Source organism: Streptomyces sp. AN091965, assembly GCF_022698285.1.
GTDB lineage: Bacteria > Actinomycetota > Actinomycetes > Streptomycetales > Streptomycetaceae > Streptomyces.
On the sequence record NZ_JALDMY010000001.1, the window covers coordinates 1,972,537 to 1,993,779 of the forward strand.

A 21,243-nucleotide genomic window follows, 5' to 3' on the forward strand; every position below is an offset into this window, starting at 1 on the left:
ACCTGACCCGTCAGGCCGTGAGCCGCGCCTCCAGCGCCAGGACCTCCTCCGCCGCCCGTACGGCGTCCGGGCAGGCGACGGCGATCAGCCCCCAGTTGCCCGGCACGGACGTGAGGGCCCGGGAGTAGGACGTGGGGGTGCGCTGGTCGACGAGGCGGCGCAGACGGGGCAGGTCCATGTCGGACGCCGGGCGGATCACCTTGGTCGCGGCGGAGATGCCCGTGCCGGTCGCGGCGAGGTCGCCGAGCGCGGTGCGGCTCTCCTCCAGGAAGGCGTGCAGGTAGTCGGCGCCGCACGCGGAGAGGTTCAGGTCCTGCATGGCCACCAGGGGCGTGCTGCCGAAGCGGCCGCCGACGCGGGCGATCGCGAAGTCGACGCCTCCGTTGATCAGCCCCCGGCCCTGGAAGAGGCGCACGAAGTCGGCCATGGCGCGGCGGACCCGCGCGTAGTGGCTCCGGGTGATGCCGAACGCCGCGTGGGTGGCCTCGTCGAGGAAGACGTTCCCCTCCCACATGGTGCCGTTCAGGAACTGCAGGGCCATGCCGTCCGCGAGGGCGCCCGCCCGCACGTGCACGGACGGCGCGAGCAGGAACTCGTGGCCGGTCACGGCGTGGCGGAGGTAGTCGGCGTGCGCCTCCAGGAGGTAGTCCTCACCGGAGTGAGCCGTCTGGCGGGCCAGCGCGGCCAGGGTGTCCGGCTCGTCGAGCGGCACCCCGACGTGGATGCGCTGCCCCGTGCCGCCCCTGACGGGCTTCAGACAGCCCAGGCGCAGTCCGTGACGCTCCCTCAGGAGGGCGGCAGCCAGGTTCAGTTGATCCGTGAAGGCGTCCTCGGACCAGTGGCCGACGCCGTTGCCGAGCACGTCGTCCCCGGGCTCGCCCGGCATCCGCGGGCCGACCGGAGTTGTCCGGATCCCGCCGTCCGCGCCGGTGTTGCCGCCGCGCCCGCCGTCCCAGACGACGGTGTACCCGGGAAGCCGCGGCACGGACAGGCCGAACGCGCGGTACAGCGGCGTGAGCGCCGTCTCCTCGTCGAGTACGTCGAAGGCGTCGCGCCCGGAGGCGGACGGCAGGTCCCGGGCCGCGCGGGCCTCGGGGTGCAGCACCGCCTTGTGCCCCCACCGCTCGGTGATGTCGGGGTGGTTGGCCTCGACCAGGAGGCGGTCGACGCCCGCGACCCGTTTGAGCCACAGGAGCAGCATCCGCATCGGCTCGTCGAGGGCGTAGACGCGTACGACGCAGGCGGGGTCCGCGCGCAGCCGGTCGATCGCCGGGCCGAGGACCCGCGCCCACCGGTCGGCGGGGCCGTCGGCGAGCTTGAGGAGGGCGTGGCTGAGGTGGAAGTGGTCGTGGTCGGGGACCACGACCACCGGGCGGCCCGCCGCGGCCTCCCGCCAGGGCGGCGTCCTGCCGATGAGCAGGTCGTCCGCGTGTGCCAGACAGACCGAGCGGGCCTCCAGGATCGTGGGCCAGTCCTCGGCCGGTTCACCGGCCGCGAGGCTCTCCAGGGCGCCCTCGAACATGCGCTTGGCCATGGGCGGCGAGTACGCCACGATGCCGGGCCGGTCGCGGGCGGCCCCGGCCGGGCTCAGCTCCTCGCGGGCGGCGGCCTCGGCCTCGGCGGGACCGAACCCGAGCAGCCTGCGGCAGATGGCCGCGAGCTCCCCCGGCGCGATGCCCGCCGGGCCGACGTGGAACCCCGTCCACGGCACGACGCGGCCGTCCGGCAGGACGACCTCCCAGCGCTCACGGGCCGGGCGGACCTCCCGGCTCTCCACCGTCGACACCAGCAGCCTCCTGACGTGAGCCCTGCCGCCAGGCACAGGCTGTAGCGGGCGGCGTCCCGTTGTGTGCTGCGTGCTGTGTGCAGTGTTGCCCAGAACCCTGCTGGGGGTCACCACGGCCCTCAGGGCATGCGGCGGCCTTTGGCGCGTTGTGCTCCCCCGGCGGCCGGGGCCCCGGCCGCGGCGCGCACCGCCCGCCAGTCCGTGGCGTCCAGGAAGTGCACGTCGTAGCGGTCCTGTTCGGGCAGGAGGCTGTCGAAGGAGTCCAGGCCGTGCTGGACGCGGCCGAGGGACCGGAAGTAGTCGAAGCGGTCGACACCCGGCGTGAGCACCGCGAGCAGATCGGCGCTCGCCCCGGCGGCGGCGCCGAAGGCGTGGGGCATTCCGGGCGGCACGACGACAAGACCGCCGCGCTCCACGGTCTCCAGCGTGCCGTCCAGGAAGAAGTCGAGGGTGCCGTCGAGGACGTAGAACAGCTCCGTGGACAGGGCGTGCAGATGCGGCCTCGCGCCGTCCGCCCCGTCGGCGAGCGTCAGCCGGTTGACGCCCAGGGAGCCGCCGGTGGCCCCGGCGTCGGCGAGCAGTTCGAAGCCGCCGCCGTGCGGCAGCGGCACGCGCTCGGCGGTGCCGGGCAGCACGACCAGGGCTTCGGCGGTGGGCTGGGGGTCGGTCATCCGGGCTCCTCGGGTTCGGTCGACCGCGGCGCGGTCCGCGCGCTCTGCGCGGAACTCATTCGACCCGGGGAACAAGCCGCGTACTAGAAGCAGTTGTCACCTGCAGAAATCATCGATCGTGATGAGTCGGCCGGGACGGGCGGGAGGGGCGGGACCGTGGAACTGCGCCAGCTCCAGTACTTCGCGGCGGTCGCCGACGAGGGCGGCTTCAGCCGGGCCGCCGACCGGCTCGGCATCGTCCAGTCGGCGGTGAGCCAGCAGGTGCGCCGCCTGGAGCGCGAGCTCGGCGTCCGGCTCTTCCGGCGCACCACGCGCCACGTCGAACTCACCGGCGCGGGCGAGCGCCTGCTGCCCGAGGCGCGCGCGGTGCTCGCCGCGGCGCGCCGCACCCGTCAGGTCGCGGCCGACCTCGCGGCGGGCGACGCGCCGCTGCGCCTCGGCACCGTGCAGGGCCCCGGCGACCGGGTCCACCGCCTCCTGGCCGACCTCGCGCTCGCGGCGCCCCGGCTCCCCGTCCGGCTGCGGCGCCTGGGGCTCGCGGAGCGGCTCGCCGCGGTGCGCTCCGGCGAGCTGGACGCGGCCCTCGTCCGGGCGGCGGACACCGCGCCGGGGCTCGCGCTCCTGCCGGTGTGGAGCGACCCGCTGTACGTGGCCCTGCCGGCGGGGCACCGGCTCGCGGGCTCGTCGCCGCTGCGCCTGGAACAGCTCGGGGAGCTGCCGCTGCGGCTCGCGCCGCGCGAGCAGAACCCGCCGTTCCACGACCTGGTGACCGGCGCGCTGCGGGCGGCCGCGGTCGCGCCGCCGCTCGGGCCGCCGTTCACCACGCTCCAGGAGACCCTGGCCGAGATCGGCGCGGGCGCCCCGTCGTGGACCGTCTTCTACGAGGTGGCGGGCCTGCCGTCGTTCCCGCGCGTGGCGGTGCGGCCGCTCGCCGCGCCGGCCGTCACGACGTGTGTGGCGGTGCTTCCGGGGGCGCCGGGGCCCGCGCTCCGACAGCTGCTCGACGTGCTGCCCTAGGCCCGGCTGTCCGCGGGCTCGTGGTGGCGCTGGTAGTGCCCGCGCCAGCGCGGCGTGGCCGCGCCGCCCATGACCGTCATCACCACGTCGTGCGCGAGCGATGCGGTGACCGGCAGATGCCCGAAGAGCACGCGGTGGTACGTGGTGGCGCCGAGCATGTCCAGGAGCAGGTCGATGTCGGCGTCCGGGCGGATGTCGCCGCGCTCGATGCCCCGGCGCAGCGCCGCCTCGGTGGTGGCCCTGCGGGGCCGGAAGACCGTCTCGGTGAAGACGCGGTCGAGGTCGGGGCCGTCGGCCAGTTCGGCCACGAGCGCGGGCAGCGTCCGGCGCCCGAGGGTGCCGCCGAAGGCCTGACTGAGGGTCTCGATGCCCAGGATGAGGTCGCAGTGCGTGCACCCGGTGTCGGGGGTGGGCGCGGTGCCCATGCTCTCGGCGAGCGCCGCGATCACGAGGTGCTGCCGGGACGGCCAGCGGCGGCGGATGGCCGGCTTGGTGGTGCCCGCGCGCCGGGCCACGCCTTCGAGCGTCAGGTGCGGATAGCCGGACTCCTCCAGGAGGTCGAGCGTCGCCCTGACGATGGCCTCGTCGAGCCGGGTGTCGCGCGGGCGGCCCGCCGAACGGGCGGGCGGGGCTGCGGAATCCGGGGTTGCCATGGGGATCAGTATAGGTAGCATGTAATTTCGTTCCGTTCCGGATCGAAACATAAAGGAGGGGTCGGCCTTGCCGTCAGAGCAGGAAGCGACCGTCCACGGCGGTCCCACCGCGTCCACGTCCCCCGCGCCCGAACCGGGCGGCCCGGTCCCACCGGCCGACGCGGCGGGGCCGGGCGGGCCGCAGCCGTCGGAGCCCGTCGCCGCCCATGCCGCCGAGAGCGTCTTCCGTGCCCCCTACGCCGCCCTGACCTGGGGCATCGTCCTGTCCGTCGGACTCGTGGCCTTCGAGTCGATGGGCGTGGCCACCGTCCTGCCCGACATCGCGGAGCGGCTCGGCGGCCTGCACGCCTACGGCTGGGGCCTGTCCGCACTGATGCTCGCCAACCTCATCGGCACCGTCGCCGCGGGCCGCGACGCCGACCGGCACGGCCCGGCGCGGCCGCTCGCCGCCGGGCTCGTCGTGTTCGCCGTCGGCTGTGCGCTCGCCGGGGCCGCGCCGAACTGGCCCGCCTTCCTGGCCGGGCGCTTCCTCCAGGGGCTCGGCGTCGGCGCGGTGATGGCCCTCGCGTACGCGGCCATCTCGCTGGCCTACCCCCAGCGTCTGCGGGCGCGGATGTTCGCCCTGGTCGCGGGCGGCTGGACGGTGCCGTCCCTCGTCGGCCCGACGCTCGCCGCCGTGATCTCCGACCACGTCTCCTGGCGCGGCGTCTTCGTCCTGCTGCTGCCCCTGATCGCCGTCGCCGCCGCCCTCGCGCTGCCGCAGCTGCGCCGCCTGGACCGGCCCGAGGGCGCCGCGAGCACCCCGGCCCACGCCCCGGCGACCCGCTGGTGGGCCACGCCGGTCGCGCGCAGCGTGCTGCTCGCGGCAGGCACCGGCGTCCTGCTCGCCGGGCTCCAGCTGCGCCAACTCGCCCTGCTGGTCCCGCTGGTCGTGGCCGGCGGCGTCGCCGGGGTGCTCGCCCTGCGCACGGTCACGCCGCCCGGCACCCTCGCGGTGCGGCGCGGCGTGCCGACGGGGGTCGTGCTGCGCTTCCTGCTGTGCGGGGCGTACTTCGGCAGCGAGGCCTTCCTGCCGCTCGGCCTGGTCCGGCTGCGGGACCTGAGCGCGTCCGAGGCGGGGCTCGGCCTCTCGGCGGGCGCGATCACCTGGGTGCTCGGCGCCGCCTGGCAGGGGCGGTCCGACGGCCGCTGGAGCGGGCGTTCGCGCGCCGCGCCGATCGCGGCCGGGTTCGCGGTGCTGCTCGCGGGCATCGTGGTGATGGCGCTCGGCGTCCTCGTCGACGCGGTGCCCGCCCTGGTCGCCGTGGCGGGCTGGGCGATCGGCGGCGCGGGCATGGGCGTGGCGTTCAACGCGGCCACCACCGACGCCATGGAGCAGGCGCCCGCCGACCGGCAGGGCGAGGCCAGCGGCGCGATGCAGCTCGCCCAGACCCTGGCGGTCGCGGTGCTCAGCGGCCTCGGCGGCGCCGCCGTCTCGCTGGCGTCGGCGTACGGCTCGACAGTGACGGTCGCCCTGACCGCCACCTTCGCGCTCACGGGCGCGCTCGCGGCGGCCGGGATCCTGGCGGCCCACCGCATCCGGCCCGCGGTGTCCTGAACGACGCCGGTCCGCGGGCCGGGATTCGCCGGGTGGAAATGGCGCACCCGGCCCGCGGGGATCGCGCGCCGATCCGTGAGAATGGCGTACCGATCCGCTGCGCGAAGGGGCGGGGCGCGCCGTTCCGTGCCCGCCCCGGCGCTCACCGGCGCGGGTCTTCAGCCGCCCGCAGTGGGCGAACGGACAGGCGGGCGAGAGGAGTTGGGCATGAGCACAGATGCTGGCGAGCGCACGAAGAGGAGACACGAGGGGACCGCCCTATGCACACCGGCCGTCGCGGCGGCCGTCCTCACGGGTGTCGTGGCGCTCTACATCGCGCTCGTCGCGTTCGGGAACATCACCGACTTCGACAGCAACCAGCAGTTCGTCCGGCACGTCCTGGCGATGGACACGACGTTCAAGGACGACGACCTGATGTGGCGGGCCGTCGAGTCCCGCGCCCTCCAGGACGCCGCGTACGTCGCGATCATCGCCTGGGAGACGCTGGCCGCCCTCACGCTCATCGCGGGCACGGCCCTGTGGATCGCCGGGCTGCGCGGCCGGGGTGACGGCTTCGCCCGGGCGCGGCAGGTGAGCACCGCGGGACTGCTGATGCTGGTGCTGCTGTTCGGCGGCGGCTTCATCGGCATCGGCGGCGAGTGGTTCGCGATGTGGCAGTCCGAGGACTGGAACGGCCTCGACGCCGCGACGCGCGTGGTCACGCTGTGCGGCATCGCGCTGCTCGTGGTGCAACTGCCCTTCGTGGGGCGGCGATCGAGCGGTCGGGACGGCGCGGACCCCGCGCGGAGCGGGGATGTGGACGCGTGAGGCACGCGCGCCGGATCCCACTCCGGCGTGATCACGTGCCGCAGGTGTGCGGTAGCCGACAGTTCCGATTGTCGGACCCATCGCCTAGGCTGAGTGCATGCCCTTAACCCCTCAACCCCATGGTTCCGTGCGGTCTTCTACCGAGTTGAACGAGCGGATACGAGGCCTGTGGCTGCGCGCCGGCGGCCGACTCTCCGCCGAGCAGCGCCGGGAGTACGAGCAGCTGGTGACCGAGTGGGCCGAGGCGGTGCGCGCGGAGGTCGTCCAGGCCGCCTAGGCAACACTCCCCCTCCCCCGGACGCTATGGCGCCCCTCCCCCGGGGACACTGTCCCCGGGGGTTCTTCCCGGGAGTTCAGGAATTCCGAGGGTTGTTCAGCGGGAACCGAAGCTGTTCCCGGCTCTGTTCGAGGGTTGTGCCTTGGGTTCCCGCTGTTGCTCGGTACACGTCGAGGGCAGAAGCGGAGTGCGTTCAGGAGCGCGGTCGGATACCGAGGTCTTCCAGAAGGCCGTGGACACGCTGTTCGATGGCGTCCCGGATCGGGCGGACTGCGTCGATGCCTTGTCCGGCGGGATCGTCCAGGGCCCAGTCGAGGTAGGTCTTTCCGGGGAAGACGGGGCAGGTGTCGCCGCATCCCATGGTGATGACGACATCGGACGCCTGTACGGCCTCGGTGGTCAGGACCCTCGGCGTCCGGGCGGTCATGTCGATGCCGACCTCCGCCATCGCCTGCACGGCGGCCGGGTTCACGGCGTCGGCCGGGGCCGATCCGGCGGAGCGGACCTCTACCCGGTCGCCCGCGAGGTGAGTGAGGAAGGCCGCGGCCATCTGGGAGCGTCCGGCGTTGTGGACGCAGACGAACAGCACGGTGGGCCGGGTGGGTATGTGATCAGGCACGGGTCGGTTCCTCTGGTGCGGTGACGGTCGGCATGGTCGCCGGGTCGGGGGTGCTGGGGAAGTAGCGGCGGGCCTTGAGGGCGACGTGGACGAGGGCGATGAGGACGGGGACCTCGATGAGGGGGCCGACGACTCCGGCGAGGGCCTGGCCACTGGTGGCGCCGAAGGTGGCGATGGCGACCGCGATGGCCAGCTCGAAGTTGTTCCCGGCAGCGGTGAACGCCAGCGTCGTCGCCCGTGGGTAGCTGAGGCCGACGGCGCGGCCGATGGCCATGGACCCGGCCCACATGAGGGCGAAGTACACGAGCAGGGGCAGGGCGATCCGGGCGACGTCGAAGGGCTGGGAGGTGATGGCATCGCCCTGGAGGGCGAAGAGGATCACGATGGTGAACAGCAGCCCGTAGAGGGCGAACGGCCCGATCCGGGGGACGAGCTTCGTCTCGTACCAGTCGCGGCCCCGGGTCTTCTCGCCGATGCGGCGGGTGAGGTACCCGGCGGCGAGGGGGATGCCGAGGAAGACCAGCACGCTGGCGGCGATCTCCCAGACGGAGATGTCGAGGCCGGTGGTTGCCAGGCCGAGCCAGCCGGGCAGCAGGTCGAGGTAGAACCAGCCCAGCAGGCCGAAGGCGATCACCTGGAAGACGGAGTTGAGGGCAACGAGGACGGCGGCGGCTTCCCGGTCGCCGCGGGCAAGGTCGTTCCAGATGATGACCATGGCGATGCAGCGGGCGAGCCCGACGATGATCAGCCCGGTGCGGTACTCGGGCAGGTCGGGGAGGAAGATCCACGCCAGGGCGAACATCAGCGCCGGGCCGCCGATCCAGTTGAGGACCAGCGACCAGATGAGGAGGGGGCGGTCGCGGGTGACGGTGTCGAGCCGGTCGTAGCGGACCTTCGCCAGCACCGGGTACATCATCACCAGCAGCCCGAGCGCGATCGGTAGCGACACCCCCGCCACGGTCACCCCCGCGAGCGCGTCCCCCAGGCCCGGGACGAGACGGCCGAGACCGAGGCCAGCGGCCATCGCCGCGAGAATCCACAGTGCGAGGTAGCGGTCGAGGAACGACAACCGCCCCGCCATCCCCCCGGCAGCGGCGGTGCTCACGCGCTGGCCCCGGCCGCTTCGGCGGGGCCGCAGGCCGCGCCGGTGGTGGGAAGGGGTTCGCCTCCGGGGCGGGTGAGGATGCCCGCGAGCCGGTCGGTCGTCTCGGGCAGCAGCCGGTAGTACACCCAGGTCCCGCGCCGCTCGGAGGCGATCAGCCCGGCCTCCCGCAGGAGCTTCAAGTGGTGGGAGATTGTCGGCTGGGACAGGTCGAACGCCGGGGTCAGATCACACACGCAGACCTCACCCCCGGCGCGGGAGGCGATCATCGACAGCAGCCGCAGCCGCACCGGGTCCCCCAGCGCCTTGAACACCTTCGCCAGAACGACCGCCTGTTCCTCGTCCAGCGGCGCGGACAGCAGCCCCGGGCAGCAGCCCTCCACCCCGGCCGCTTCGGGGGTGATCACCACAAGCTCTTGATTCGACATGCTTCTATGTTGACGTTCTTCGATCCAAGAGGCAAGCTCGAACCCAGAACATCGACAAACGTCGATACAGGCTGTTGGAGGCCCGTCATGTCCCGTGTCCAGCTCGCGCTCAACGTCGCCGACCTCGAAGCGTCGGTGACCTTCTACTCCAAGCTGTTCGGCGTCGAACCCGCCAAGCGCCGCCCCGGCTACGCCAACTTCGCCGTCACCACCCCGCCGCTCAAGCTCGTCCTCATCGAGGGCGAACCCGGCCAGGACACCCGCCTGGACCACCTCGGCGTCGAGGTCACCACCACCGACGACGTCACCGCCGCCACCACCCGCCTCAAGGACGCCGGCCTCGCCACCTTCGAAGAGAACGACACCTCGTGCTGCTACGCCCTTCAGGACAAGGTGTGGGTGACCGGCCCCGGCAAGGAACCCTGGGAGGTCTACGTCGTCAAGGCCGACGCCGACCAGATGGGCAAGACCCCGGACACCACTGCTGACACCTGCTGCAACGGTGAGTCGGAGGAGTCGGGCGACCCTGTCCCGGCGGCGGCCTGCGGCTGCGGAAGCTGACCGTTTCCCGTCCGTTCGTCGTCGGGTGCCGGTCAGTCTTCCGCTGCGGGAGACGGCTCGCGTCGGTGCTGGCAGGCGAGGGACGCGTACTTCGTGGCGGTGGTCTCGGACAGACCGAAGACCGTGGTCAGGTGAAGGGGGTCGGCTCCGGTGGCCAGGGCCTCGCCCAGGACGCGGTCAACGCGGATGCGGTCCAGGCTGACGCCGTTGAGGGTGAGCTGCCGCTTGAGGAAATAGGTGCTCACCGGGCCGGTGCCGTTCGCGGTCTGGCGGGAGACCATGACGTGCCTGTTGAGGGTGCTCGACCAGCGCGTCCGCCGCTCGGTGAGCCAGGCCCGCAGAGCGGCGCGGGTGAGGGCGCCCATCGGCTGGACGTTGCCGTCGACGGTGATGCGCCCCTGGTGAAAGTCGAGGTCATCGAGCTGGAGCGCGCGGATCGTCTCGCCCCTGGCGGCGTGGACGGCGGCCAGGACGACGGCGAGTCTCGTGGCCGGGTTCGCGGCGGTGACCTGCGCGCTGGTGATCTCGGCATCGGTCATCGGGAGGGCGGAGCCGGGAGCACGCCGTCCGACACGGGTCCCGCGCATCGGGTCGGTGAAGACGCGCCCGTTCTTCTTGGCGTGGCGGAAGAGGGACCGCAGAGTGGTGACCGCGGCGGTGTACTGGCTGCCGCGCAGACCGGCGACCGCGTCCGTCACGTCCTCGCGGGTGATCTCGCGGAGCTGGCCGCGGTCCCTCGCCCAGCGGGTGACGACCGGCCGTACCGCACCGAAGTAGGAGTGGAGGGTGCCCAGGGCCCGGGGCCGGGTGCGGGCGTCGCCGTCCAGCAGCCACAGGAGCCAGTCCCGGAGGTCCCCGGTGAAGCCGGCGGGTAAGGCGCCGGTCTGGCGCTCGACCCAGTCCCGCGCGGCCGGACGCCGGTCGTGATGCAGCATGTCCATCGCGGCCAGGACCTCGGCGGTGCGGCGGAGCGGTAGTCCCGCACCGGCGAGCTGGCGTGTCAGTTCGGTGTGTCTGACTCGCTGACCGTCCGGCGGCAGACCGGTCAGCACACGGCCCAGGGCCCGGTGGACTCCCCGGCGGACGTAGACGGACCAGCCGTGTTCCTCGCCGTGACGGGCGGCGTACTCCCGCGCGGCGAGCACGGCGCCTTCACCGGCAGGCTCGGGCACCCTGGGCGGTGCCGCCCGCCGTTCGTCCGCGGCCATTCGGCGTCGGTGGGCCCCGCTTTTGCAGGGGGCCGTGCAGTAGACGCGTTGCCGGCCGGGACCCGTGCGGACCGGTACGGGCCCGCCGCAGACCGGGCAGATCACCGTGGCGGCAATGACCGGCCGCTGCGCGAGCGGGGCACGACCGACCGGGCGGGCGAAGACTGTCCAGCGGCCTCTGCGGCGGGCTGCTCGTCCTTCGCGGTGCGGGTGACGTTCTCGGGCTCGGGCTGCATGATCTCGGTGATCTCGCAGTCCAGGACCACGCAGATCACTTCGAGGTCGGAGAGCTTGATGCTGGCCGGGGTACTCGACCACAGGCCGGACATCTTCCCGGCGCTGACCACGAGACCGTGTTCGGCCAGCAGCCGCTGGAGCTCGCTCGCCTTCCAGATGCCTCGGTGGGCCGCTGCCAGCCGTAGGTTCCACTTCATGGGTTCAGCCCCTTCCACCGGGACTCGGCGCGCTGGTGGGCGGCCGTCCAGGCGTCTTCGACGTGCGTGCGGTGCACGTGGACGTACCGCATCGTCGTGGCGATCCAGGCGTGTCCCAGCAGTTCCTGGACGGCGACCAGGTCCATGCCGGATAGGTAGAGCTAGGAGGCACAGAAGTGCCGCAGGACGTACGGGGTGAGCTTCCCGGCCCAGGCCAGGAGATGGCGGGCGGTCGCGTCGGTGAGCGCGGTGCGGAACACCTCGGTGCGGGCCCGGCCGGACAGGGAGAACCGCTCGGACGGGAACAGCGCCGCCCCCGGCAGCATGAGGTCGGCGCCGAAGTGGCCCGAGACGTCCTCGACGTACCAGCGCAGGCTGAGGTCGGCACCGTTGATCATCGGCACCACCCGCTGCCGCGGGCCGGACCGGCGTGATCCCTTCCCGAAGCGCACGTTGAGCTTCCCGAACCGGCCCAGCTCCCACCGCACGTCGTCCAGGTCCAGCATCCGGGCCTCGTTGACCCGCAGGCCGACATCGGCGGACAACCGGGCGACGGTGTAGTTGCGGGCGGCCGGCGCGAACTTCCGGCAGCAGGCGAGATCATCGCGCCATCCGGCGAAGAGCTGCTCGATCTCCTCGCCGGTGGGCGGGATGCGAAGCTGCGGCGCCGCCGAGGCCCGCGGCCGGTTCATCTCATCCAGCGGGCATTCCACCAGCCGACCAGTGAGCTGGTGCAGCGCCGCGCGGTGCCGCAGCTCCAGGAAGTCGAAGAAGACGCTGATCGCCCCGGCCCGGCCCGCGCGGAGGGAAGGCGAGGAGTGCCTGATGGTCTTGCCGAAGTAGGCGTCGGCGTGCGGGGACTCCATCTCCCACAGCGGCCGGCCGAACCAGTCCCGCACCTTCTCCAGGTGGCCGAGGTCGCCCTGGATCGCCCCGTCCGTTAGCCCGGCCGACGCGCGGGCCAGGACAAAGCCCGACAGGACGTCGGTCTCGAAGTCCTCCAGCTCCTCCGGCGTCGGCAGCCCGCAAGCCTGCCGGAGGTCCTGCACGACCGCCAGGGCCACCCCGCGCCCCCCACTTCAACCACACCGAAAGGAACCCCGGAGAGATGAAACCGCTTCAGGAATCCCGAAGCAGCTTCATCCCGGTCGACACCACACGATCGAGTGAGGAAGCCGCTGGCCAGCACCGGGAAGACGAGCCCGCCGACGGCTGCCCTGGGTGGAGAACACCGGGCTTATTACGCATCAATCAAGATCGGCTCTTGAGCGACGGTGACTCTTGCGGCCGTGTCTAGTAGGGGCCGTACTTGCAAAGGTCAGACAGCACGGTCATCGAGGCGCCAGGGACGCGTGCTTGATGCTCAGCCAGTACGGGAGAGGCATTGGCTGTGGAACGCGCGCACCAGTTGGAAGTCGTACGCGATTTGTGAGGCGGAGTTCCAGAACCGGCTCGCAGCCCGATCGGTAGGACGGGTTGCCCGATAGTGTGGCTATGTTCTCCGATGGTGGCATGGACTCGTCGTCCTCTGCCTCACCAGCGTGTCCGGCCTCTTACGAGACCCTGTCCATCCTCTGCTCGCCCCACACGCCCTCCGCATCTGCAGCAAAATCACCGCTCAGTTCCCTTCTCCACCTTGGCGACGGGAGAGCGGCGCCCTGCGAAGCAGGAACCGGCAGGGTCGCGCGCGCGTGTTTTCCTGCAGAAGCCGCATCCCAGCAAGGCAGTCAGCGCACGGAGGGCTTGATGAGTGCACGGCAACGCCCTCCATCCGGCCCTCGAGCGCGGGCCCCGCGAATCCGTACCCGACGTACCTTCCGAACGCCCCGTCCCGCTGCCCCGCAGACGGAACGGCTTCCCGAGCCCGGCCGTGTCAGCCAGGCACTCCACTTCGTGCTCGACTCCCTCAACCCGGCCAGCACCGGGATCCCTCTGAAGAAGCGCGTGCTGGTGATTGTCGTGACCGTGGTGGTCACCGCTGCCGCTGTGGCCTTCGGTGTCTGGGTTGAGGCCAGCGGCCCGGTAGCCGACCGCGTCCAGGCCGGTGAAGAGGCGGCACAGGATCGAGCCGACAGCAAGAAGCCTCCCTTCGCCCAGACCGACCCCACCTATTTCTATGACTGGTTCAGGACCTATGCCCCTCGTCATGAGTGGATCCTGGACCGCGCACTCACTGGAGAGGAGGCCCGGGAACTGAGCCGTCTCAGGGTCAGAGGCAGCAACGACGAGGTCAACCGCTGGGCCCGATCCATTGGGGCCCGCCCCGTCCTGCGCGCCGCCGAGGGCAGGGGGGAGGTCCGGATCGACGTCCAGTTGCGAGGTACCCGTACTCAACCAGTCGTGATCAACAATCTCAGTGCACAGGTGGAGGAGAAGAGCTGCCGTTCCTCCAAGGCCGTCACCCGCATCGTCTTCTCCGCGCCCGGCGGTTTTCAACCGAGCGCAGGGGATTCGGCGCATCTGGTCTTCGACCTGGACACTCCCAAGCCCACCGCCGTACTGGAGGACAGTCATGGTGGGAGGCGCCCATACGTGGGGGAACGCTTCGAGTATCTCAATGCTGAGGGTGCACCGTCCGGCTTCATCGTCCAGGCATTCTCGCTCCGGACCTGCGAGTGGACCATCGAGGCCGATTGGGAAGACGCCACGGGAAGCGGCACTTTCACCATTGACGACAACGGGAAGTCCTTCACCATTGAGAACCCCAATGAGGTATCCCAGGTGTGGGTCCAGGACGTGTGGACGGGCAAGCTGTTGAAGTCGCCCGCCTGGTTCGGGCAGCCAGAGGCGAAGCTGACCACGGTCGACCGGTACTACCGGGCCTGGGACCACTATCGGCAGCAGCATCGACGAGAGCCGAACGGCAGCCAGTTGTCGGCCGCTCTCGCGGCTCAGAACTTCCTTGCCCAGGACGAGAGGCCGACCAGCCCTGGCACCCTGCGCCGACACTTCCGGGAGTTCTGTCTCTACTCCCTCTGGTCATATGAGTGGCGGATCAACGGCGGCGCTGAGCCGTCCGCGGACGACGTGATCCGGGCGTTGAAGTTCCAGCGACGGGACATCCACAGTTTGGACGAAGCGACGGTTTCATCCGATGAGGTGGAGAGACATCTGCCCGAGTTCCGCCGCCGTCATCAGGCCCTCGCGGTCGACGAGGCCAAAGGATGGTAGGGGGAACCGCGGGGCGGCCAACGCCCCACCGCCGAGTACGGGACACCCTTTAACCGTAGAACCCAGAGCTCATGGCTACCTCCGAGTGAGACGACCAGCGCCTGGCCTTTCACCTCGCTGGTCACGACCGCCTGTCGATGCAGCCCTCAACGGGATCGGACACGGCCGCGTCGGAACTGACCTGCTACTTCAGCCGTCTCGGGTATCGCCGTAAGGAACGCTGTTACCTCGATGCCGTGACAGGGACGTTCGGCTGTGATGCCGTGCGCCTACGTCATGGCCGTCGCCTTACGGATGAGGAAGCGTCGGAGGAAGCGCCTGTGGAGGCACGATGGCCCAGACCCACCGTCCGAGTGTCGCGCGAGGCCATTGGCGCGGCGTGGAACAGCTCAAGATCTGGCTTCGGAGCCATTCAGCGGACTGGCAGTTCGCCGCAGGCGCTGCGGTCGCCTTCCCCCCTGTGATCCTTCAACTCGTGATGGTTCTGATCGGCTCGCCGGTAGGAAGTTTCATCGGCTTGGGCGTACTCAGCTTCGCCTCCACCGCCAGCAGTTGGCTGTTCCGTCCCTGGTTCGAAGGCCTTGCCCGGAAGGAGCAACGACGGATCACAGCCGCCCCTCTCGCTTGGTACCTGGCCTTGGCCCTGCTGTTCACGCTGTGTAGCGTGTCGTTGGCCCCCCAGGAACGCGGCGTCGCGTCCATGTTCCTGATTCTCGTCTGGATCTCACACTCCCTGTGCGGATCCGGCTTCGAGCCGTCGAGCTTCGCCTACGAGCGACTCGCGGGCCGGCTCCGCCGTGCTGCACCGGTTCGCGTCATCGTCATCTGGGTCGGCATCGCCGGTCTGTACTGCCTGCTCCAGTACGTAAGGGAGAAGAACGAGTACAGGGCCGTCGTGTTCGGCGTGACGGTCACCATCGGGTTGGCTGGAGTCGCCGCCTCTCTCAAGGTCTTCGCTCGGGTGCGTCGGCTGTGCACCAGTCTCGACCGTCAGGCAGACGAGCTGATCCTTGCGCTGGAGAAGCTGCGCGTGCTGCCGGATGACCAACGCCCAGAGCAGCAACTCGCCGTAGAACAATCGTGGCGAGAGCTGCGCCGCGTCCTGGCGAACAAGGTCGATACCGGGTTCAGCATCTCAGGTGTCTTCGTCCTGCCGCGGGAGACGATCCGGGAGTTGCAGACTCAGGTCCACCGCGCCATGCGCGCCTCAGGTGCCGACTTCGCTGCCCACCGAACCGTGGTCGCGCGGCTGCGTGTTCTCCGCATGGCTTGTGTCGGTCGCATAGACACATTGGCATGACTCCGTGGAGGAGCCGGGCCCGTGGCAGTCTCACTAGTACGTGAGTCTTGAGGAAGCGGCACACGTCGGCTCCCCCGGCCGTAGGCTATGGCCATGTCGCTCGAATGGACTTCCGCACCGCTCCCAGCGGGCACCGTGGTTGTCCATGGACCCTTGCACTTCGACGCCGACGCCCCCCACGCCATATGGGAGTTGATCGCGAAGTCGTCGACGTCATGGGGCACCGAGGCTGCTGTAGAGGACGGTGGTCGTCTTCAACACCACCTCAGAAACACACTCAAAGCTCAGCACGTACTGAATGAGCTAGATGCCGTCGAACGTCTGATCGCAGACGAAGCGCAGGTCGACCGGCCCCTGCCAGAAATCCTGTTGGCCCAGGTTGAACACGATTCGGATCTTCCGTCCATCACCTCCGGCCTCGCGTACGGACTCAGGCAGCACACATGCTCAAAGATCGCGTGTGCTCTACGGGAGGCCGATAGGCGGTTCGGGGACTCGTACCACGTGGCGGGCAAGACCTTTGCTTCCTTCGCGGCCCTGGGTCAGCTCATCACCGTCTTCGAGGCGAAGGCCTCCCACGCGACAGCAGACCGCGTGCGGGTCATGGAGGCCCTCGCGGAGGCCAAGGCCACCGTCCGCCGCGCCAAGGCGGCCAGCCAGGAGCTACTGAACCTGGATGTTGACCGGCAGTACGAATTCCTAAGCCACGTCCCTCCGCACGGCACGTCGCCTTGCGGCGTGCTGCGGCTTGCAGCGCCGATCGTGCCGGGGGCGCCCGGTGTGCACAGGTCCCCCACGCAGGAATCTGTGACCATCGCCGCGTAGCCCCTCGTGCAGGGCCGCGGCCCTGCACGAGGATGAGCGTGAACGCCTTCTACTTCTACTTTCTGGTCGCGTTTGCCGCGATCTCGATTCCGCCGGTGCTGAGCTGGTAGGGCACCAGGCTCCGACGGGTCATTCACGGCCTGCGGTCATGGCTGGACCGGCTGAAGTTTCGTGCCGTTTCGACACTGCGGCACCGACTTCATCGCTTCCTCACCGAGGAGGATGACGTCCGACTTCCCCCTCGGTGAGCCCCGGACATGACCAGAGGACGCCAACCGGACGGCTGGCGTCCACTGGTCCATCGGCCCGCTCAGCTCATGGGCCATTCGTCGAACGGCACCGGAGGCTGCCCGTCCGCCCCGCGGACCGCCTCGCCGGTACCGCACGGCGTGCAGATCATGACGTCCCGGGCAACGGTGAGTCGTGAGCGGGCGGGTCGTTCGCCGCGAAGGCCGCCACAGCGTGGGCACCGGGCTTCGGGCACTTCACTCCTCGGGGTGTTCACGGGCCGACTTCAAGATCAGGTTCCAGGTGGGGCGGGAGTACATCTTCTCTATCTGAGACTGGAGTTGGGGGATCAATTCGGCATTCGTCGCGCCGGGGTTTGCCGCGAGGGCCTTCCGCGCGAGGACGAGCCGCTCGTCGCCCTGGTACGGGTAGGCCAGTCCGCAGCGTCCCTTGGGCCGTCCGCCGGCATGGCCGCGCCCTTTGCGTTCTGCCACGTACTGCCAGAGCTTCCACCGCTTCCACTTCGGTCGCTGGCGGCCGCTGGGCAGTAGGTCGTGGCTGTCGGGGTCGGGCCACCCGTCAGGGGGGTTCTTGACATAGTGGGAGATGGTGGCGCTGTCGGCGAACCCGCACACGCGCGCCGCCTCTGCTGGCCCCACTTCCTCGTCCGGGTCCCCCTGGAGGTTCGGAGCGTTCTTGGTGGCGGCGGCCGCGCGCTGCCGCTGGAGCTCCTTGTACCAGACCACCCAGACCGCGCCGTCCCAGTGCATGATGCCGTCGACGTGCTCGGCGTCCGGGTGAGCGCTGTTCTCGCGGTCGGTCCAGAGGTTCTGAAGGGTGGATTCGCTCAGGCCGTGGACCTTCTGTAGATCCGCGCGTGAGTAGAGCGTGCGGCCATTGTCGCGGTGCACGGGGTCTCCTGTTCGTGCTGGGGATGGCTGGCGACCGGCGGGTTCATGTGCTGGCCCCGGGGTCAGCGGCAGTCGACCACGTCCGGGTGCCTGCGGAGTCGAACCTCGTCAGGCGGGCGACCTCGCGTTCCGGGATGGCTGCGGCCCAGTCCTCGCGGTTCGGGTGGCCGACGGGGAGGTTGAGGACGACATGCTCGATGCCGGGTGGAACATCCTCGGTGATGACGAAGGCGTCATCTGGCTCCGCGTCGATGCTGTTACCGGCTCTGAGCTGGGCAATGTCTCCGGGGCGGGGGCAGCCAGCAGGGTCAAGTACGACGCAAATGTCCGACTGGTCGGCAAAACCGCAGGTGAGAAGGTTCATAGAATTGGGTTCCTCCCTCCCGCGGGCAGGTCACGAGGAGTTCCTCGATCCACGCCCTGCCTCTTGGCTCCGCACGCGCGGTGCCCAACACTGAGGCGATGACGCAGCGCGTGGAACTCGCCGCCCTCATCGACCGCTTGGCCATCGACACCCTCATCACCGACTACGCCGGTTCCGTCGACGACGGCGACTGGGACGCGTACCGACAGCTGTTCACCCCCGAAGGGCACGCCGACTACCGGTCGGCGGGCGGCATCGAGGGCTCCGCGGCGGAGGTCTCCGCGTGGCTCGCGGAGACGATGCGCATGGTCGCGATGCGCCAGCACTTCATCGTCAACCGCAGACTCCGCTTCGGCGTCCGCGAGCAGGACGTCGGTGACACCGCGCACGTACGGGCCGACTATCTGAACCCCATGCGCTTCGCCGGGGAGCCGGACGCCGAGCCCGCCACCGCGCCCGACTTCACCTGCGGCGGCCGCTACGAATTCACCGCGCTGCGGACGCACGGCGGCTGGCGGCTGCGTCAGGTGGTCGTACGGGAGAAGTGGCGCGGCACCCGGGCCGCGGGGCAGCCGTGGGACCAGGCCGTCATCGGGCAGCGGACGCCACCGCTCACCGAGCCGGGCTGACCGGGGCCGGGACCGGTCGGCTCACGGCGGATCCGCGCGCGCCCGGGCGGAAGCGGTCCCCGCTGCGGAGCGCCCCGTGACCCGGGCGGCTCCGCCCCCTGTCCTAGATCGTCACCGGCGCGCACACTGGGAGCACGACCGGGCGTCGGGCCGAGTCGGGGGCAAGGAGGCGCGCTGCATGGACGTACTCAGCGGCAAGCGGCCACGCCGGTGGGACCCCCGACGGGCCCGGCCCCGGGGGGCCTCCCCCTCGTGGCGCCACCGCCTGGACGCCGCCCTCGCCTCGCGGTGGCAGCGCGGCGCGCTCGCCGCCCTGAGCGGCGCCCTGCCCGCACTGGCCTTCCCCGAGCCGTCCTGGTGGTGGTTCGCGTACGTCGCGCTCGTGCCGTGGATCCTGCTCACCCGCGCGGCGGAGTCGGGGCGACGGGCCGCGCTCGACGGCTGGCTCGGCGGGCTCGGCTTCATGGTGGCCGTGCACCACTGGCTGCTGCCGAGCCTGCACGTGTTCACGCTCGTCATCGCCGCGCTCCTCGGGCTCCTGTGGGCGCCCTGGGGCTGGCTCGCGCACCGCTTCCTCGGCGGCGCCCCCTCCCGGGCGCGGGCCGGGGCCGCGCTGCTCGTGCTGCCGTCCGGCTGGCTCTGCGTCGAACTGGTGCGGTCCTGGGAGGGCCTCGGCGGCCCGTGGGGGCTGCTCGGTTCCAGCCAGTGGCAGGTGGAGCCCGCCCTGCGGCTCGCTTCGGTGGGCGGCGTGTGGCTGGTCAGCGCGCTCGTCGTGGCCGTGAACACGGGGGTCGCGGTGCTCCTCGCCTGGCGGTCGGCGCGGGCTCCCGCCGTCGCCGGACTCGTCGCCGTGGCCGCGGCGACCACCACGGCGTGGACCTGGTCGCCGCGCCCCGAGGCCGCGGGCAGCGTCCGCGTCGCCGTCGTCCAGCCCGGCGTCCTGGACGGGGCGGACGGCCCCGAGCGGCGGTTCGACCGCGAGGAGGCGCTGACCCGCGCCCTCGCGGGCCGCGGCCTGGACCTCGTGGTGTGGGGCGAGAGCAGCGTCGGGCACGACCTGGCGGACCGGCCCGACCTGGCCCGCCGGATCGCGGCGCTCTCGCGTCAGGTGGGTGCCGAGATCCTGGTGAACGTGGACGCCCGCCGCTCGGACCGGACCGGCATCTTCAAGAGCTCCGTGCTGGTGGGCCCGGACGGGCCGACGGGCGACCGCTACGACAAGATGCGCCTCGTCCCGTTCGGCGAGTACGTCCCGGCGCGCTCGCTGCTCGGCTGGGCCACGTCGGTGGGCAAGGCCGCCGGTGAGGACCGCAGGCGCGGCGAGCGGCCCGTCGTGATGAACCTGGCGGGCGGCCTGCGCGTGGGGCCCCTGGTGTGCTTCGAGTCGGCGTTCCCCGACATGAGCCGCCACCTCACCCGCGAGGGCGCGCAGGTGCTGCTCGCGCAGTCCGCCACGTCCTCGTTCCAGCGCAGCTGGGCCCCCGAGCAGCACGCCTCGCTCGCCGCCCTGCGGGCCGCCGAGACCGGCCGTCCCATGGTGCACGCGACGCTCACCGGCGTCTCCGCGGTCTACGGCCCGAGCGGCGAGCGCGTCGGCGAGCCGCTCGGCACCTCGGCGTCGAGCACGGCGGAGTACGAGGTCCCGCTGGCCACGGGCACCACGCCGTACGTGCGGTACGGGGACTGGCCGGTGTACGGCGCGCTCGCGGTCCTCGTCGCGCTCGCGGCCGCCGAGGCGGCGCGGGCGCTCAGGCGGCCTGCTCGCGCACCGCTCGTACCACCCGCTCGCACAGCTCATGGGTCGCCAGCGCGTCCCGGGCGCTGAGCACCTTGCCCGCGCGCACCGCGTCGAGGAAGGCGAGCGTGACCTGCTCGATGCCGCGCTGGCGGGCCACCGGCACCCAGTCGCCGCGCCGCCGCACGGTGGGCTGGCCCTTGTGGTCCACGACCTCCGCGAGGTTGAGGACCTGCCGCTTGGTGTCCTGCCCGGAGACTTCGAGGATCTCCTCGGTGGAGCCGCTGAGCCGGTTCATCACGCCGATGGCGGTGAAACCGTCGCCCGCGAGCTGCAGCACGACGTGCTCCAGGAGGCCGTCCGCGACCCGGCCGCGCACGCTCACGTGGTCGACGGCGCCGGGCACGAGGAACCGCAGCGTGTCCACGACGTGGATGAAGTCGTCGAGCACCATCGTGCGCGGATCCTCGGGCAGCCCCACGCGGTTCTTCTGCATCAGGATCAGCTCGCGCGGGTGCTCGGCGCACTGGGCGTAGCCGGGCGCGAAGCGGCGGTTGAAGCCGACGGTGAGGCTCACGCCGCGCCGCTCGGCGAGCTCCACGAGCCGCTCGGAGTCGGCGAGTTCGTACGCGATGGGCTTGTCCACGTACGTCGCCACGCCCGCCTCCAGGAGGCGCTCCACGATCTCGGGGTGCGCGGCGGTCGGCGCGTGCACGAAGGCCGCGTCGAGGTCCTGGGCGAGCAGCGCGTCCAGGTCGGTGTGGCGCTGCCCGGCGGGGACGTGGTGGATCTCGCCGATCCGCTCCAGGGTGGCGGGCGTGCGGGTCTGGAGGTGCAGCTCGACGCCTGGCTGCGTGGTGAGCACCGGCAGGTACGCCTTTCGCGCGATGTCACCGAGTCCGATGCAGCCGACCTTCACC

Annotated in this window: 22 protein-coding genes and 1 pseudogene; 10 read left to right on the forward strand and 13 right to left on the reverse strand. The window is 71.4% G+C overall.

The annotated features are described in order from the left end of the window. Window positions 1–10: 10 nt before the first annotated feature. Both MQV74_RS07810 and MQV74_RS07815 read right to left on the reverse strand, forming a co-directional pair. A complete protein-coding gene (locus MQV74_RS07810) occupies window positions 11–1,786 on the reverse strand; it encodes a hypothetical protein (RefSeq protein WP_242715303.1) in 1,776 nt (591 codons plus the stop codon). Window positions 1,787–1,905: 119 nt separating this feature from the next. After that, window positions 1,906–2,457, reverse strand: a complete 552-nt coding sequence (locus tag MQV74_RS07815; protein WP_242715304.1) for a cupin domain-containing protein — start codon at window positions 2,455–2,457, stop codon at window positions 1,906–1,908. Window positions 2,458–2,613: 156 nt separating this feature from the next. Between MQV74_RS07815 and MQV74_RS07820 the strand changes: the two genes are divergently transcribed. After that, window positions 2,614–3,474 carry a LysR family transcriptional regulator gene (locus MQV74_RS07820; RefSeq protein WP_242715305.1) on the forward strand — a complete coding sequence of 287 codons (861 nt, stop codon included), beginning with the start codon at window positions 2,614–2,616 and terminating at the stop codon, window positions 3,472–3,474. Here the strand turns inward: MQV74_RS07820 and MQV74_RS07825 are convergent. Continuing rightward, window positions 3,471–4,127: a TetR/AcrR family transcriptional regulator gene (locus MQV74_RS07825; protein ID WP_242715306.1), complete on the reverse strand. Its 657-nt coding sequence runs from the start codon at window positions 4,125–4,127 to the stop codon at window positions 3,471–3,473. The genes MQV74_RS07820 and MQV74_RS07825 overlap by 4 nt on opposite strands. A gap of 67 nt (window positions 4,128–4,194) precedes the next feature. Here MQV74_RS07825 and MQV74_RS07830 point away from each other — a divergent pair, with 67 nt between their 5' ends. The 3 genes from MQV74_RS07830 to MQV74_RS07840 all read left to right on the forward strand — a co-directional run bounded on the left by MQV74_RS07830 (window position 4,195) and on the right by MQV74_RS07840 (window position 6,808). Beyond that, a complete protein-coding gene (locus MQV74_RS07830; RefSeq protein WP_242715307.1) occupies window positions 4,195–5,724 on the forward strand; it encodes an MFS transporter in 1,530 nt (509 codons plus the stop codon). A 207-nt stretch (window positions 5,725–5,931) separates the two neighbouring features. After that, window positions 5,932–6,531: a DUF2165 domain-containing protein gene (locus MQV74_RS07835; RefSeq protein ID WP_242715308.1), complete on the forward strand. Its 600-nt coding sequence runs from the start codon at window positions 5,932–5,934 to the stop codon at window positions 6,529–6,531. 127 nt (window positions 6,532–6,658) lie between these two features. Then, a complete protein-coding gene (locus MQV74_RS07840) occupies window positions 6,659–6,808 on the forward strand; it encodes a hypothetical protein (protein ID WP_374120593.1) in 150 nt (49 codons plus the stop codon). 193 nt (window positions 6,809–7,001) lie between these two features. Here MQV74_RS07840 and MQV74_RS07845 read toward each other — a convergent pair whose 3' ends face one another. Genes MQV74_RS07845 through MQV74_RS07855 form a run of 3 tightly spaced genes read right to left on the reverse strand, consistent with a single transcriptional unit; the run spans window position 7,002 to window position 8,957 of the window. Continuing rightward, window positions 7,002–7,427 carry an arsenate reductase ArsC gene (locus MQV74_RS07845; protein ID WP_242715309.1) on the reverse strand — a complete coding sequence of 142 codons (426 nt, stop codon included), beginning with the start codon at window positions 7,425–7,427 and terminating at the stop codon, window positions 7,002–7,004. Continuing rightward, window positions 7,420–8,508, reverse strand: coding sequence for an ACR3 family arsenite efflux transporter (gene arsB / locus MQV74_RS07850; protein ID WP_242728535.1), 1,089 nt, complete (start codon window positions 8,506–8,508; stop codon window positions 7,420–7,422). The genes MQV74_RS07845 and arsB overlap by 8 nt, the downstream gene beginning before the upstream one ends. A gap of 20 nt (window positions 8,509–8,528) precedes the next feature. After that, on the reverse strand, window positions 8,529–8,957 hold the full coding sequence (locus MQV74_RS07855; protein ID WP_242715310.1) for an ArsR/SmtB family transcription factor: 429 nt from the start codon (window positions 8,955–8,957) through the stop codon (window positions 8,529–8,531). Between the two features lie 87 nt (window positions 8,958–9,044). Here MQV74_RS07855 and MQV74_RS07860 point away from each other — a divergent pair, with 87 nt between their 5' ends. Then, complete coding sequence (locus tag MQV74_RS07860; protein ID WP_242715311.1) at window positions 9,045–9,518, forward strand: ArsI/CadI family heavy metal resistance metalloenzyme; 474 nt, start codon at window positions 9,045–9,047, stop codon at window positions 9,516–9,518. Window positions 9,519–9,550: 32 nt separating this feature from the next. Here MQV74_RS07860 and MQV74_RS07865 read toward each other — a convergent pair whose 3' ends face one another. The 4 genes and pseudogenes from MQV74_RS07865 to MQV74_RS07880 all read right to left on the reverse strand — a co-directional run bounded on the left by MQV74_RS07865 (window position 9,551) and on the right by MQV74_RS07880 (window position 12,224). Beyond that, complete coding sequence (locus MQV74_RS07865) at window positions 9,551–10,726, reverse strand: hypothetical protein (RefSeq protein WP_242715312.1); 1,176 nt, start codon at window positions 10,724–10,726, stop codon at window positions 9,551–9,553. A 101-nt stretch (window positions 10,727–10,827) separates the two neighbouring features. Then, the gene (locus MQV74_RS07870; RefSeq protein ID WP_242715313.1) at window positions 10,828–11,160 is read right to left on the reverse strand and encodes a helix-turn-helix domain-containing protein; all 333 of its coding nucleotides are present in this window, start codon (window positions 11,158–11,160) and stop codon (window positions 10,828–10,830) included. Next, window positions 11,157–11,309: pseudogene (locus tag MQV74_RS07875) on the reverse strand (site-specific integrase); the annotation flags it as partial. The gene MQV74_RS07870 and the pseudogene MQV74_RS07875, both read right to left, overlap by 4 nt. 12 nt (window positions 11,310–11,321) lie before the next feature. After that, window positions 11,322–12,224, reverse strand: a complete 903-nt coding sequence (locus tag MQV74_RS07880; protein WP_242715315.1) for a tyrosine-type recombinase/integrase — start codon at window positions 12,222–12,224, stop codon at window positions 11,322–11,324. Between the two features lie 829 nt (window positions 12,225–13,053). On the opposite strand from MQV74_RS07880, the gene MQV74_RS07885 reads away from it, so the two are divergent. The 3 genes from MQV74_RS07885 (at window position 13,054) to MQV74_RS07895 (ending at window position 16,456) form a co-directional block, all read left to right on the forward strand. Then, entirely contained in the window at window positions 13,054–14,331 is a 1,278-nt protein-coding gene (locus tag MQV74_RS07885; protein WP_242715316.1) for a hypothetical protein, read from the forward strand. A gap of 331 nt (window positions 14,332–14,662) precedes the next feature. After that, entirely contained in the window at window positions 14,663–15,631 is a 969-nt protein-coding gene (locus MQV74_RS07890; protein WP_242715317.1) for a hypothetical protein, read from the forward strand. A 93-nt stretch (window positions 15,632–15,724) separates the two neighbouring features. Next, window positions 15,725–16,456, forward strand: a complete 732-nt coding sequence (locus tag MQV74_RS07895) for a hypothetical protein (protein WP_242715318.1) — start codon at window positions 15,725–15,727, stop codon at window positions 16,454–16,456. A 485-nt stretch (window positions 16,457–16,941) separates the two neighbouring features. On the opposite strand, the gene MQV74_RS07900 is transcribed toward MQV74_RS07895, so the two are convergent. Together MQV74_RS07900 and MQV74_RS07905 are read right to left on the reverse strand one after the other, a co-directional pair. Next, window positions 16,942–17,595 carry a hypothetical protein gene (locus MQV74_RS07900; protein WP_242715319.1) on the reverse strand — a complete coding sequence of 218 codons (654 nt, stop codon included), beginning with the start codon at window positions 17,593–17,595 and terminating at the stop codon, window positions 16,942–16,944. Window positions 17,596–17,638: 43 nt separating this feature from the next. Next, complete coding sequence (locus MQV74_RS07905) at window positions 17,639–17,959, reverse strand: DUF6211 family protein (RefSeq protein WP_242715320.1); 321 nt, start codon at window positions 17,957–17,959, stop codon at window positions 17,639–17,641. Window positions 17,960–18,057: 98 nt separating this feature from the next. Here MQV74_RS07905 and MQV74_RS07910 point away from each other — a divergent pair, with 98 nt between their 5' ends. Together MQV74_RS07910 and lnt are read left to right on the forward strand one after the other, a co-directional pair. Beyond that, a complete protein-coding gene (locus MQV74_RS07910) occupies window positions 18,058–18,588 on the forward strand; it encodes a nuclear transport factor 2 family protein (protein ID WP_242715321.1) in 531 nt (176 codons plus the stop codon). A 178-nt stretch (window positions 18,589–18,766) separates the two neighbouring features. After that, window positions 18,767–20,413, forward strand: a complete 1,647-nt coding sequence (gene lnt, locus MQV74_RS07915; protein ID WP_242715322.1) for an apolipoprotein N-acyltransferase — start codon at window positions 18,767–18,769, stop codon at window positions 20,411–20,413. Here lnt and MQV74_RS07920 read toward each other — a convergent pair. Next, window positions 20,337–21,242, reverse strand: coding sequence for a Gfo/Idh/MocA family protein (locus tag MQV74_RS07920; protein ID WP_242715323.1), 906 nt, complete (start codon window positions 21,240–21,242; stop codon window positions 20,337–20,339). The genes lnt and MQV74_RS07920 overlap by 77 nt on opposite strands. Window position 21,243: the final 1 nt, after the last annotated feature.